The 13,865-nt window shown below is 54.3% G+C and carries 14 protein-coding genes; 11 read left to right on the top strand and 3 right to left on the bottom strand.

The window, feature by feature from the left end:
* Positions 1–182 precede the first annotated feature (182 nt).
* The 9 genes from HF984_RS03595 to HF984_RS03635 all read left to right on the top strand — a co-directional run bounded on the left by HF984_RS03595 (position 183) and on the right by HF984_RS03635 (position 9,134).
* Positions 183–773, top strand: a complete 591-nt coding sequence (locus tag HF984_RS03595; RefSeq protein WP_168614313.1) for a ribosome maturation factor RimP — start codon at positions 183–185, stop codon at positions 771–773.
* A 140-nt stretch (positions 774–913) separates the two neighbouring features.
* Positions 914–1,915: a transcription termination factor NusA gene (gene nusA, locus HF984_RS03600; RefSeq protein WP_168614314.1), complete on the top strand. Its 1,002-nt coding sequence runs from the start codon at positions 914–916 to the stop codon at positions 1,913–1,915.
* 89 nt (positions 1,916–2,004) lie between these two features.
* Positions 2,005–2,301, top strand: a complete 297-nt coding sequence (locus HF984_RS03605) for a YlxR family protein (RefSeq protein ID WP_247596438.1) — start codon at positions 2,005–2,007, stop codon at positions 2,299–2,301.
* A gap of 239 nt (positions 2,302–2,540) precedes the next feature.
* Positions 2,541–5,447: a translation initiation factor IF-2 gene (gene infB / locus HF984_RS03610; RefSeq protein WP_168614315.1), complete on the top strand. Its 2,907-nt coding sequence runs from the start codon at positions 2,541–2,543 to the stop codon at positions 5,445–5,447.
* Positions 5,448–5,690: 243 nt separating this feature from the next.
* Positions 5,691–6,134 (top strand): 30S ribosome-binding factor RbfA, encoded by a 444-nt coding sequence (gene rbfA, locus HF984_RS03615; protein ID WP_168614316.1) that lies wholly within the window; start codon positions 5,691–5,693, stop codon positions 6,132–6,134.
* A 3-nt stretch (positions 6,135–6,137) separates the two neighbouring features.
* A complete protein-coding gene (gene truB / locus HF984_RS03620; protein WP_168614317.1) occupies positions 6,138–7,214 on the top strand; it encodes a tRNA pseudouridine(55) synthase TruB in 1,077 nt (358 codons plus the stop codon).
* On the top strand, positions 7,211–7,585 hold the full coding sequence (locus HF984_RS03625; RefSeq protein WP_228008054.1) for a hypothetical protein: 375 nt from the start codon (positions 7,211–7,213) through the stop codon (positions 7,583–7,585). The genes truB and HF984_RS03625 overlap by 4 nt, the downstream gene beginning before the upstream one ends.
* 53 nt (positions 7,586–7,638) lie before the next feature.
* Positions 7,639–8,049, top strand: coding sequence for a hypothetical protein (locus HF984_RS03630; RefSeq protein WP_168614318.1), 411 nt, complete (start codon positions 7,639–7,641; stop codon positions 8,047–8,049).
* Positions 8,050–8,174: 125 nt separating this feature from the next.
* Entirely contained in the window at positions 8,175–9,134 is a 960-nt protein-coding gene (locus HF984_RS03635) for a bifunctional riboflavin kinase/FAD synthetase (protein ID WP_168614319.1), read from the top strand.
* Between the two features lie 303 nt (positions 9,135–9,437).
* Here HF984_RS03635 and HF984_RS03640 read toward each other — a convergent pair whose 3' ends face one another.
* The 3 genes from HF984_RS03640 to HF984_RS03650 are packed head-to-tail and all read right to left on the bottom strand — an operon-like array spanning position 9,438 to position 11,513.
* Complete coding sequence (locus tag HF984_RS03640; RefSeq protein ID WP_168614320.1) at positions 9,438–10,265, bottom strand: aldo/keto reductase; 828 nt, start codon at positions 10,263–10,265, stop codon at positions 9,438–9,440.
* Positions 10,258–11,040 (bottom strand): 5'-methylthioadenosine/S-adenosylhomocysteine nucleosidase, encoded by a 783-nt coding sequence (gene mtnN, locus HF984_RS03645; protein WP_343947433.1) that lies wholly within the window; start codon positions 11,038–11,040, stop codon positions 10,258–10,260. Before mtnN ends, HF984_RS03640 begins: the two co-directional genes overlap by 8 nt.
* Positions 11,040–11,513: an S-ribosylhomocysteine lyase gene (locus HF984_RS03650; RefSeq protein WP_168614321.1), complete on the bottom strand. Its 474-nt coding sequence runs from the start codon at positions 11,511–11,513 to the stop codon at positions 11,040–11,042. The genes mtnN and HF984_RS03650 overlap by 1 nt, the downstream gene beginning before the upstream one ends.
* Positions 11,514–11,835: 322 nt before the next feature.
* Between HF984_RS03650 and HF984_RS03655 the strand changes: the two genes are divergently transcribed.
* Entirely contained in the window at positions 11,836–12,144 is a 309-nt protein-coding gene (locus tag HF984_RS03655) for a hypothetical protein (protein ID WP_168614322.1), read from the top strand.
* Between the two features lie 195 nt (positions 12,145–12,339).
* Complete coding sequence (locus HF984_RS03660; RefSeq protein WP_168614323.1) at positions 12,340–13,734, top strand: amino acid permease; 1,395 nt, start codon at positions 12,340–12,342, stop codon at positions 13,732–13,734.
* The last annotated feature ends 131 nt before the right edge of the window (positions 13,735–13,865 follow it).

The following is a 13,865-nucleotide window of genomic DNA, read 5'->3' on the forward strand; positions in this document are numbered from 1 at the left end:
CTGCTGCTACTAGACTCCAACGATTTCGCACCGCGTCCCTCACCTTCATCAACCTGTGAACCAGTATTCACCATACACGTTGAGAGCAAAGAGCCGCTGTGCCAACTCTAAAAGTTGCGTAGACTGGTGGGCACAACAGAACTTTCAACGATTGCTAGTGCGTACGTAAGGAGAACACCGCAATGGCTAAATCAACCGATAAAAAAGATTTGAATTCGCGTGAACGTCGCGCCGCTAACCGTGCTGCACAGGGTGTGAGCGCCCCGAAGACTAAAACACCGTTTGTGAATACTGATGAGATTCGCATCCAGCTGCTGCCGGTGATTGAAGAATTTAATCTATACCTTGAGGAGCTTCGCGCTCGCGGGGCAGGCGCCAATAAGACGCTGGAGATCGTGATTGACCTGTCCGAGGATCGCACTGATTTTGTGTCTTTAGATACTCTTGCAGAAGTTTCCCAGGCGTTGAGCAAAAAGCTGGACGAGATTGAAGACGGCGACTCGCCCTACATGCTCGAAGTCACCTCACCCGGTGCTACCCGTTCTCTCACCGAGCGTCGACACTGGAAGCGCTCCATTGGACGCTTAATCGCGATTACCACTGTTGATGGCGAGAAATACCTTGCTCGTCTCAACGACGTCACCGAAGAAGGCCCTGTCATGGCGCGTAAAAAAGAAACCAAAAAAGGGCAGAAGCCTTCATACCGTGACCCAGAAACCATTGGTTGGGGCACAATTTCTTCTGCAAAAGTTGAAATTGAGTTCAACAGCTAAAAAAGGTTCGCTAGAATTACTGTTGAAAGTTAAACACTTGGGTAAGTACGCACAGCGTCGCGTGTGCTGATTCAAGGACATACTCACGTGATGCAGGGACGCAACCGCGTCCCTGCAGTGTTATATACGAAAGGCCAGCAATGGATATCGATTTGAGCAACCTTCGTCTGCTGGAAAAAGAGCGCGATATTTCTATCGATGAGCTGATTCCGATGATTGAGAATGCGCTGTTGCTGGCGTACAACAAGCAGCCCGGTGCTATCAGCGGTTCACGCGCTGAAATTCACCGTGAAACCGGCATCATCACCATCTGGGCTCCTGAGCTTGATGAGGATGATCAGAAGATTGGCGAGTTTGATGATACTCCCAATAACTTTGGTCGTATTGCAGCTTCTACTGCTCGTCAGGTCATCTCCCAGCGTCTGCGCGATGCTGAGGATTCACACGTGTTGGGCGAGTTCCGTGACCGTGAGGGCGAGCTTGTTTCTGGCGTCATCCAGCAGGGGCCGACCCCCCGCATGGTCCACGTTGATTTGGGCACTATCGAGGCTGTCTTGCCCAGCTCAGAACAGGTTCCCGGCGAAAAGTACCGTCACGGTTCACGCGTTCGCGCATACATTCTTGAGGCACGACGCGGACACAAGGGGCCCTCTATCGTTCTTTCGCGTTCACACCCCAACCTGGTACGTCGCCTGTTTGAACACGAAGTACCTGAGATTTCAGACGGTTCAGTAGAGCTGATGGCTATTGCCCGCGAAGCTGGTCACCGCACCAAGATTGCAGTACGCGCAACCCGCCCCGGCATTAACCCTAAGGGCTCATGCATCGGCGAAATGGGCTCACGTGTGCGCGCTGTTATGAGCGAACTCAACAACGAGAAAATCGATATCGTTGACTTTGATGAAGACCCCACCGTCTTTATCCGTGCAGCTCTCTCACCTTCGAAGGTTATTTCAGTAGACGTTACCGACGCCGCTACCCAGTCAGCACGCGCGATTGTTCCTGACGATCAGCTGTCTTTGGCTATCGGCAAGGAAGGTCAGAACGCTCGTTTGGCGGCGAAGCTGACCGGCTGGCGCATCGACATTATCTCTGAATCACGCTTCAACGAAGCTACCGCTGGAGCACCTGCCGACGCGTAACGATTGGCGAGAGCTAAATTACATATTTGCCGTTAGCCCCCGTAAGGGGGCTAAACTGGTTATTTGACCGCTTGAAATAGGTTTAGAGGATGCTGACAATTAGCACTACACACCATGAAACGTCGGCAGAAGTATCTGCCGTGCCCATGCGTACCTGTGTTGGTTGTCGCGCAACTGAACCTGTTCAAGTGCTCACTCGCGTCGCTCTACAAACGGTAGAAGGCTCAACAACTGCCGCCGTTTTTGATGAGCAACGCACCCTGGGAGGACGCGGCGCCTGGATTCATCCGGGCAAGGACTGCCTTGATAAAGCCCTGAAAAAAGGAGCATTCAACAGGGCCTTTCGCACCCGCGTCACCACCGATCAGCTGGTGATCAAAACATAGTGAGATCGCCGGTGAACGCAGTCAATACTGCGCGAACTGTAAGTCAACTAGTTTGACGACTTGAAAGCATGAAAGCGAGTCAGAAAACTGATGGAAACCCAATGAGTGCCGCACAATGAGTACTTTCCTGTGCTCTGCCCACGGCAAAAAGACTGCCCCTGTGCTCAATAAGTACGGGCAATCGCTTATAACAAACTGAAGGTTCGCGCCGTCCTGGTGCGAACCAGGACAGGAGAAATGTGGCTAAGCCCCGCGTTCACGAGATCGCAAAAGAACTCGGAATTCCCTCTAAAGAAGCTCTCGGTAAGCTTCAGGAACTTGGCGAATTCGTCAAAAGCGCATCATCAACCTTGGAACCGCCGGTAGTTAAGAAGCTCCGCGCGGCATACCCCAACGCTGGTGGCGCATCAGAAAAAACTGCTCCCGCAGCTGACTCAAAGGCAGCACCTCAGCCCGCTGCAAAGAGCGAAACTTCATCTGCACCCAAGCCCGGCGCACCTAAACCTGCGCCTAAGCCCGGTGCAGCTACTAAGAACAACGCACCTAAGCCCGGTGCCGTAAAGCCCAACGCTGGCGCACAACAGAAGTCAAAAGCTTCAACTGCAAAGCCCGCATCCAACGCTAAGCCCGGCGCACCTCGCCCCGGCAACAACCCCTTCTCAACTAGCCAGGGTATGGGACAGGCACCGAAGCCCGGTGCGCCCAAGCCTGCTGCGCCTAAGCCCGCAGCGCCTAAACCTGCGCCCAAGCCCGGTGCACCTCGCCCCGGCAACAACCCCTTCTCCTCTAACCAGGGAATGGGCAAGCGCAACGAAAACGGTCGCGGCGAAGGTCGCAACGGCGGTCCTCGCCCCAACGGCGGACGCAACCAGCGCGGCGAAAACCGTGGTGGCCCCCGTCCTGCCGGTGGCAACGGTGGTCCCCGTCCTAATGGCGGTCGCAACGGCCAGCGTCCTGCAGGCAACTCACCTCGCCCTGCCGGTGGCAACAACGCGCCCCGTCCCGCAGGCGGTAACAACGCACCGCGTCCCGCAGGTGGTGGTAACCGTCCTTCACCGAACATGATGCCCACCAAGATGACTGCAACCCCGGCACCCGCACGCGGCGGTAATTCCGGTGGCGGCAACGGCCCTCGTCGCGGTGGCCCCGGTGGCGGCAACGGCGGCGGCTTCAACCGTGGCCCCGGTCGCGGTGGCCCCGGTGGCGGTCGCGGTAACGCACAGGGCGCATTCGGTCGCGGTGGCGGCAAGCGCAAGGGACGCAAGAACAAGCGTCGCGAGCAAGATCAGATTCAGGCACCCGTAGTAGGCGGCGTAGTAGTACCTCGCGGTAACGGCGACACCGTAGTTCGCCTGCGCCGTGGCGCGTCCATCATGGACTTTGCAGAGAAGATCAATGCGAACCCCGCTTCACTGATCACTGTGCTCTTCCACTTGGGCGAAATGGCAACTCAGACCCAGTCACTGGACGAAGAGACCTTCGAGCTGTTGGGCGCTGAGCTGGGCTACAAGGTCCAGATCGTCTCACCCGAAGACGAAGAGCGCGAACTGCTCGAGTCCTTCGACATCGACCTTGAGGCAGAAGCAAACGCTGAAGAGGAAAACGACAAGCTCAAATTCCGCTCACCGGTTGTCACCGTTATGGGTCACGTTGACCACGGTAAGACCCGCCTGCTGGATGCTATCCGTAACACCAACGTCATTGAAGGCGAAGCTGGCGGCATTACCCAGCACATTGGTGCGTACCAGATTCACACCGAAGTTGGCGGCGAAGAACGCTACCTGACCTTCATCGATACCCCCGGTCACGAGGCGTTTACCGCTATGCGTGCCCGCGGTGCGAAGGTCACTGACATCGCTATCTTGGTTGTTGCAGCGGACGATGGCGTTATGCCTCAGACCGTTGAAGCGCTCAACCACGCACAGGCAGCAGATGTGCCGATCGTGGTTGCAGTCAACAAGATCGATAAGGAAGGCGCTAGCCCCGATAAGATTCGTGGCCAGCTCACCGAATACGGCCTGGTGCCCGAAGAATACGGTGGCGACACCCTGTTCGTTGACGTTTCAGCTCGTCAGAGCCTGAACATCGATGAACTTCTCGAAGCTGTTGTACTGACCGCTGACGGCGCCCTTGAACTCAAGGCTAACCCCAATAAGGAAGCTCGCGGCGTTGCCATCGAAGCTAACCTTGATAAGGGACGCGGCGCCGTTGCAACCGTCCTCGTTCAGTCAGGTACCCTGCGCGTTGGCGATGCCATTGTTGCAGGTGTAGCTCACGGTCGTGTTCGCGCAATGTTCGATGAGAACGGCAACAACGTCGAAGAAGCTGGCCCCTCACGTCCTGTCCAGGTACTCGGTTTGTCAACCGTTCCCCGCGCAGGTGACACCTTCCTCGCAACCGAAGAAGAGCGCACCGCACGCCAGATCGCTGAAAAGCGTGAGGCAGCGGACCGTAACGCACAGCTGGCTAAGCGTCGCAAGCGCGTTACCCTCGAATCATTCGACGAGGCCGTTGCAGAGGGCAAGATGGACACCCTCAACCTCATCATCAAGGGCGACGTCTCCGGTGCTGTTGAAGCACTTGAAGAGTCACTCATGAAGATTGATGCCGGTGGCGACGAAGTTCAGCTTCGCGTCATCCACCGCGGTGTGGGTGCTATTACTCAGAACGACGTGAACCTGGCAACCGTCGATAACGCTGTGATCATCGGCTTCAACGTTCGCCCCGCAGAGCGCGTTGCAGAACTTGCAGACCGCGAAGGCGTAGAGATGAAGTTCTACTCCGTCATCTACCGCGCGATTGAAGAAATTGAGCAGGCTGTTAAGGGCATGCTCAAGCCTGAGTACGAAGAAGTTGAACTTGGTTCAGCAGAAGTACGCGAAGTATTCCGCTCCTCCAAGTGGGGTAACATCGCAGGTTCAATCGTTCGCGACGGTCTGATCAAGCGTAACGCTAACGCTCGCTTGGTACGTGACGGCTCCGTTGTTGCAGATAAGCTCAAGATCGAATCACTGCGTCGCTTCAAGGACGATGCAACCGAGGTCCGCGAGGGCTACGAGTGTGGTATTGGTCTTGGCTCCTTCAACGACATCAAGGAAGGCGACATCATCGAGACTTGGGAGATGCGCGAGAAGCCTCGCGTCTAAGCCTAAGACTTTGACTCGTTAGGGTGTGGGCTGGCACAGCAGGTGCCAGCCCACACCTATTTTCAATTAATATCCAGAGTGCACATTGTAGAGAGACGCCGCTACGTCGGCTTCCCTTAAACGCCAGCCCCGATGCCAGCCGACTAGGCGGCATCCCTCCAACGCTGTGTACTCATACCACGTGAGATTTTTACTAGTTGGTAAACTGGTGAGCAGACTAATTTTCATCAAAAGGAGAACATCATGGCTGATGCAGCACGTGCCGCACGACTTGCGGACCGCATTAAGGTAATTGTCGCTCAGGCGCTGGAACGCCGTATCAAGGATCCCCGCCTGGGATTTATCACCGTGACCGATGCGCGCGTTACGAACGATTTGCAGCACGCAACGGTTTACTACACCGTGTACGGTAGCGAAGAAGAGCAGGCATCAACTCGCGCTGCTCTGGAATCAGCTAAGGGCATTTTGCGTTCAGAGGTTGGTAAGAACATCACCGCTCGTTTGACCCCGACTCTGACTTTTGTTGCTGACGAGGTTCCTGTGAACGCCGCTCACCTTGAGGACTTGCTACGCAAAACCCGCGAACGCGACGCGGAGCTGGCCGCAGCGTCAGAGGGTGCTCAGTACGCGGGCGATGCTGATCCTTACAAGAAGGCTGACGAAGAAGACGCCGAGGAACAGGCTTAAATTTTGGCGAAGAAAACACCTGAGGGTCCTTCCGGTCTGGTTGTTATTGATAAGCCTGCGGGTATGACGAGCCACGATGTGGTCTCGCGTATGCGCCGGCTTGCTGGCACTCGACGTGTAGGGCATGCAGGCACGCTTGATCCGATGGCTACCGGCGTCCTCATTCTTGGCGTCAATAAGGCGACTAAGTTGCTGACGTGGGTGGTAGGGGAGTCAAAAACCTATACCACCACTATCCGTTTGGGCTTGGGAACTATCACCGACGATGCTGAGGGCGATGTAATAAGCGTTGCCGATTCGGCACGCGTTGAGAGCATCACCGAGCAGTGGATCAAGGACGCCAGCGCCCAGCTGACCGGTGAGATTATGCAGGTGCCGTCGTCGGTATCGGCTATCAAGGTTGACGGTGTGCGTTCGTACGCGCGCGTGCGTTCGGGGCAGGAAGTGAAGCTTGAGGCTCGTCCCATTACGGTTGATGAGTTTTCTATCGAGTCCGTGACGCGCAAGGTAGTGGAGGGGCCTGAGCATATTGTCGATATGACGGGTGAACCGGTTGAAGGTACTGAATTGCCGGCACAGGCATCGGTGATTGACGTTGAAGCTACCGTTTCGTGTTCCTCAGGTACGTACATTCGTGCCTTGGCGCGAGATCTTGGCGCAGCGCTGGGTACTTCGGCTCACCTGATAGCACTGCGACGCACTCGTATTGGAGAGGTTGAGGTAGCGAGCGCTGCTACCTTGGAACAGTTGCAGTTTATTAAGGATCGAGCTCCTGATCAGCCGCTACCGATGCTGTCATTAGAGGACGCAGCTCGTAAGTTATTTGGTAGCCGCGCGTTGAGCGGTGCAGAAGCTACGGATATTTCAAACGGGCGTCGCATCACTCCCACCGATAATGGTGGGGAGTCTGAGACACCTGCGGCTAAGAGCAAACATGCCAGCACCGCCGGTATCAGTGCGGCATTTGCTCCCGACGGAACCCTCGTGGCGCTGATTGAAAATAAGAAGTGGCGAGGACACCTGGTGGCAGCGCCCGTGCTTGTTTTTGAATCTGGCAAAACTTTTGGAGAAAACTCATGATGATTGCAGGACTCGATTTGTGGTTCTGGATTTGTGTAGTGCTCGGAACAGTGTCGACTGTTATTTGCGTGATTCAATTTTTGCGCGGAGTGGCAGCGGACGACTGGTCGCAGGGCTCGATTATCGTCTTGCAGGGTTTCTTGATGGTCTACTTTGTAGGTTCAATCATCATGCAACTTGTGACCGATGGTCCTAAGGGCGACTGGCTTGAGTACTACGGGTACCTGCTGACCGCCATGATTATTCCAGCGGGCACGCTCACATGGTCACTTTCGGAACGCACCAAATGGTCAACACTAGTGCTGGGCGTCACCGGACCTGTTCTGATCATCATGGTTCTTCGCATGAACCAGCTGTGGTACTACTACTAAAAACAGCTCACCTCTTTGCTTTACCACACCATCATCTTGTGAAAGGTACTTTCATGGCTGAACACGCCAAAAACCGAGGCTTTGGTCGCCTGCTGGTTGTTATCTACGCTGTCTTTTCGCTCTCTGCTACAGCCCGCGCGCTATACCAGGTGCTCCGTAAGTTCGATCAGGCACCGCTGTCTATCAGCCTCTCGGCTGTCTCAGCCATCATTTACATTGTGGCAACCGTGGCCCTTGCAAAACGTGGCGTCAACGCGTGGAAGCTCTCTTTAGCCGCTGTGTCTACCGAAATGGTGGGCGTCCTGCTCATCGGAATTTTCTCGTTCGTGCGCCCCGACCTCTTTGAGATTGCCTCGGTCTGGTCACACTTCGGCTCAGGCTACGGCTACATACCGCTGATTCTGCCGATGGTCGGACTGTGGTGGCTAAACCGTACCAAACCAGCCACCGCCCACACCGCGTAATTTGTTGCTCAACCCGCGTCCTGCAATGATCAGGACGCGGGTTTTACGTTGTAGAAAGCTAAACTTTAGGGGCAAAAGCGTTAGGCGCGTTAGGATAGATACGTCCCACTACTTCAAGGAGAACAGTGCAACGCTTCACCGAGCTTGAGCAGATTCCCACCGACTTTGGCCCCAGCGTGGTTACGGTAGGAAACTTTGACGGCGCGCACGTAGGGCACACCCGCGTCATGGAACGGGTGGTACAGATTGCGCGCGACAACCAGCTGGCGTCCGTGGGTGTCTCTTTCGACCCGCATCCGGCGGTGGTGCACAACCCTAACGTCGATCACGTTGAGATTATGGGGCAAGAAGATCGTCAGCGCTTCTTTGAAGACATGGGCCTTGAGAACTACGTCCTGTTGCACTACGACTTAAAATTCGCCTCACAAACCCCTGAAGAGTTTGTCAAAAATGTGTTCGTTGATGCCTTGCACGCACGCTGGGTTGTCATCGGCGACGACGTGCGGTTTGGTTACCGGAATTCCGGTGACCTCAACACCATGATTGAGCTCGGCAAAAAATACGGGTTTGAGGTAGAAGCGGTGGAAGACCTGACGCACGAGTCTCAGCGTCGCTGCTCTTCTACCTGGATTCGTGAGCTTCTGACCGACGGAAAAGTTGATGAGGCAGCCCAGATTCTTGGCCGTAACCATCTGATGCATGGAGAAATCGTACACGGTGCTGCCCGCGGTCGCGAGTTAGGGTTTCCCACTGCGAATATGAGCTTTGACTCAGACGGTTTTGTGCCGGCTGACGGTGTTTACGCCGGCTGGCTTACCGACGCGCACGGTAACAAGTGGCCGGTGGCAACGTCCATTGGCACCAACCCCACCTTTGAGGGCGTGGAGCAGCGTCAGGTGGAGTCATTCGTTATTGGACGCCCCGAAGAACGCGTTGAAGACTTCAACCTCTACGGTCAACGCGTTATTCTCGAGTTCGTCCAGCGTCTACGACCGATGGTGGCTTACCGCGGAGTTGAAGCGCTTATCGAGCAGATGAACCAGGACGTTGAACAAGCAAAAGAAGTGCTGGGGCTTACTGCATAACAGCCAATGCTTATCCCAGGTCATACCTGTAAACGAACGCAGAGGGTGGCAAACTGGCATGAATTATCCCGTAAGCGAATCGCATCGGTCGAGAAGGAATGCTGAGTCGCCAGCTACGTTTGTCTCGCTATGTTTGCGCAACGATTTCAAGCTCTAACCAATAAACCTCACTACACGTATCTACAAAAGCGGGGTGCTTCCATGAAAGAAAGCACCCCGCTGTTGCGGTGTTACTCAACGAAGCTTGGCGCAAACCTTTGTGGGAGGTTCGCCAGCTGACGGATAACGCCTCAATCTCGCCCGCTACATCTCCTGATGCGTGCGCGGATCAAAACCGGAGAAGCTAATGCCGGTATGCAACATCTTGATGCGATTCATCTGCTCTTCAGTCAGCTCCCAATTAAACAGCTGCAAGTTCTCAACCTGACGCTTATCATTGGCAGTCTTAACAATCGGCAAGATATTGGACTGTACATTCCATCGCAAAACTACCTGCGCTGGCGTGCAACCGGTTTCGCGGGCAATATCCTTAATGACATCATGATCGAGTACATCTTTACCCCGACCCAGAGGTGACCACGCCTGAGTAACGATAGCGTTTTGCTGGTGATACTCACGCAGTTTTTCCTGCTGGTAAGCGGGCTGAACCTCAACCTGATTAACCGCGGGAGTCTCACCGGTTGCATCCTTCAAAGCCTCGATATGTTCGGGCAAGAAATTGGAGACACCAATAGACTTGACTAATCCTGCATCGCGAAGTTCAACCATGGCGCGCCACGTATCCACAAACTTATTGTTCATGGGGTTAGGCCAGTGAATCAGGTACATATCCACATAATCTAGACCCAGGCGTTCCAAAGATTCCTGCAACGATGCTTTAGTGGTCTCGTAACCGTGATGACGGCCAGGAACCTTCGTTTGCACAAAGAGGTTGCTACGATCTGCGCCGCTGAACTTGATACCGCGTCCGACACCGATTTCGTTCTCGTAGTTCACTGCGGTATCAATCAGACGCCAGCCATTGAGGATGGCCTCAGAGACATGGACTTCTGCCTCAACGTTCTTCAACGGGTAGGTACCAAAACCAACGGCAGGGATTTTATGACCGTCACGAAGGGTATGTTCAATCATCGTTTTCTTCTCTCAACCAGTGAGTTTCTGACTGCACTAAGCGCGCAATCAGAGCTGTAGAAAGCTGAGCTGAGCGTTCAGAGACAATCTCGCCAGCCATATGGAAGTCCTGGTCAGCGGCAGGTCCGCACAAATCTGAGATACCGCGGATCGCAATAAAAGGAACCTCACGCGATGAGGCAACCTGGGCAATAGCGGTGGTTTCCATGTCGGTCGAAATAGCCTGGGAGAAAATCTCACGGGTGTCTTTCACATTGTGCGCGGTGACGAATGAACCACCGGCAAGCATGGTGTCAACGAAAACATTGCCCTCGCCCTGATAATCAGCGGCAACTTCGCGAGCTACCTCTAACAGCTCAGCTGAGGTCGAGTACTTCTCCGGCATGCCGGGCACCTGACCGCGAACATAACCGAAAGCCGTCGCATCCGCATCGGTGTAGGTGTAATCCAAACCAACAGCAAGGTCACCCACATTAATGTCCTGACGCAGACCACCTGCAGTACCAGCAGAAATAACGACGCGCGGGTTGGGCACGAGTTCCAACGCCACGGTGAAAGCAGTTGCCGCGTTCACCAAACCGATTTTTGAGCGCACCAGCAAAAGCGGCACATCAGAGTTCTCAAGTTTCAGCGTACGCGGATAATAGTGAGCTTCACCCACCATGAAATCCTGAGCCGCTACCTCGGTTTTATCGAGAAACGGACCAGCTTCTTCATCCATCGCTACTTGAACGATAACGCCGTTCTCAAAACCGGTCAGCGCCTGATGCGACACTACGCCATCACCTTTTCCCACTCGCTACGACCAGCTAGGAAGGTGCGAACAGCGTCCTGAGCTTCTTCCAAAGAGTGGTTAGCGCCCCACCCGCACTGAACCTCGTTAGCAGCGGGAACCTCGGTCGCTGACAGAAGATCGTTCATAGAAGCCTCAAGCACGGGCAAGAAGTCTTCAAGCTCTAGACCCAAAGTCAGAGCGTAGAAACCCGTCTGGCAACCCATGGGGGAGAAGTCAATGAGCGCATCGGTATGGTTACGCATGTGGTGAGCAGTCATGTGCTCAATGGAGTGTACAGCCTTCATGCCCAAGTGACCCTTGTTGGGCTGGGTAAAGCGCACATCGTACTTAATCAGCACATCGCCACCGGGCAAGGTCTTACGATCTGCTACACGCACGTAGGGTGCAGCAACAGCGGTGTGGTCGAGATCGAATGACTCAACATTGGTCTTGTCTTTAGAGAAGTTTTCCATGTCTCCATTCTTTCGCAGAACCACAGTGTTTGCTAGTGCGGCATACCTTTCACGCTGACAGCGTGTTTTAGGCAACTATTCACAGAGCGGGTTTAGAGTTGAGAGTGAGAACAACGCTGGTACAAGCTGTGCACCACCGGATGCGCTGAAAATAGGCGGTAATCACGCACTATTGCCTGCTGGCGTCGGGACTGGTGTGAATCGCAGATCGAGCGCCCCGCGCGAGATCCGCGAGAGGGACTGCAGGCGATTGCGTGATTGCCGTACCAGCCCAGACTACGCAGATATTTTGTACTGGCACCACAAAAGAAAGGTATCGATTATGACTAACGTTTTGGTTCCCACCGTCGCATCCTCAGCTGGTTTGCTGGGCGGCTACTACCTTGCACGTGCTACCGGCATCCGCCCGCTGGGTGCTATTGGTTTGGCTGCCGGTGGTGGAACGGCATTCAAGGCGTGGCAGAATAACCGTGGTACCGCAACTGCGGCTGCTCTTACTGCTGTTTACCTCGGTGGGTTTGGTTATTCCCATGTTCTTCACAAAAAGATTGGTGCTTGGCCCGCTGTTCTTTCAGTAACTGGAACTAGCGCAGCGGCGTCCTTGCTCTTTGGCGGTCCGAAGAAGCGCTAGACACCCCAACCCTGAGGTATTCACAGTGCACGGCATCTGAGCAAGAAGATACCGTGCACTGTTTGAGTTTAAGTGGTTTTTATCAAGGTGACGCAGGTTTCATGAGGTTGTATAGTGTGACTCAAGCACCGCCCGCACGAAAAGCTGCGATGCGGTGACCAGATACTGCTAGGCAGTCCAACCATCAGGAGAGATATGAGTACACCATTGCAGATGACGCCCGGTACATCCACCGTGGATGCCAACGCCCTGCATCGCGGTCTCACTCTCCGACATATTCTTTTTATCGCGTTGGGTTCAGCCATTGGTACGGGGCTGTTCTATGGTTCGGCATCGGCTATTGAGCTTGCCGGTCCGTCAGTACTTTTGGCCTATCTCATCGGTGGTGCTGCGGTCTTTATGGTGATGCGAGCTATGGGTGAAATGGCGCTGGCACACCCTGTTGCCGGTTCATTTTCTGAATACGCGACGATTTATTTAGGACGCGGCGCTGGCTTTATTACCGGCTGGACGTTTGCAATCGAGATGGCTTTGGTGGCTATTGCAGATGTAACTGCTTTTGCGGTCTATATGAAGTTCTGGTTCCCTGGAACTCCGTCGTGGATCTGGATTACCAGCGTCCTGTTGATTATTCTCGCTATCAACTTTGCCAAGGTGAAGGCTTTTGGTGAGACTGAGTTCTGGCTGACCGTCATTAAGGTGACCGCTATTATTGCCATGATTGTGGGCGGTATTATTCTGCTGATTTTTGGTGCGCGGTTGAATGCCGATGTTTCGCCCGCGGTGTCTAATCTGTGGTCGCACGGTGGTTTCTTCCCGAACGGACTGGGTGGTTTCCTGGCGTGCTTTACCGTGGTGATGTTTGCCTTTGGCGGCGTTGAGACAGTTGGTATTGCGGCGGGCGAGGCTGATAATCCTAAGGTTTCTATTCCTAAAGCAATCAATACTTTGCCCGTGCGTATCTTGTTGTTCTACGTTCTGACGCTCACCGTGATTATGTCTTTGTACCCGTGGAATGAAATAACGGGGGAGACCTCACCCTTTGTGCAGATTTTTGAGGGACTGGGTATTGGTGCGGCCGCTCATATTTTGAACCTGGTGGTTGTGACCGCTGCAATCTCGGCTATCAACGCTGACGTTTACGCGGCAGGACGCATGCTGTTTGGTCTTGCTCAGCGCGGCATGGCACCGGCATCCTTCAATAAGGTTTCTAAGAACGGCACTCCCTTCATGACGGTTGTGTCTATGGGCGTAGTGCTCGTGGTTGGTGTGCTCGTCAACGTTTTCTTTGAGCAGGCCTTCTTGGTGGTTGCTGCCGTGGCAACCTATGCAACGGTCATGGTGTGGGTCATGATTCTGCTAACTCATATTGCGTTCAAAAAGCAAAAAGCTCGCGAAGGGGTGACCACTGATTTCCCCGTACCCGGGTGGCCTATCGCGTCTTACCTGGCTCTGGCCTTCTTAATCTTTGTGGTTGTCATGTTTGCATTCTTCCCCGAAACGCAGATTGCCCTGATTGCCGGTGTCATTTCATCTGTGTTGCTGGGGTTGTACTACAAGTTCTTCATCCAGAAGAAGGTTACGCAGTAATCGGTTGCACACTGTTTCACGGTGTGCAGATTACCTCCACTATTTCCTCTGCCTGCAATATCAGGTAAAGTTAATCCTCGTGTGACTGCTGTCCGTGGTTGTCGCACAGGCGCACACCCGCGTCTTACCCG

The organism is Rothia terrae (assembly GCF_012396615.1).
Taxonomy (GTDB): Bacteria; Actinomycetota; Actinomycetes; order Actinomycetales; family Micrococcaceae; genus Rothia; species Rothia terrae.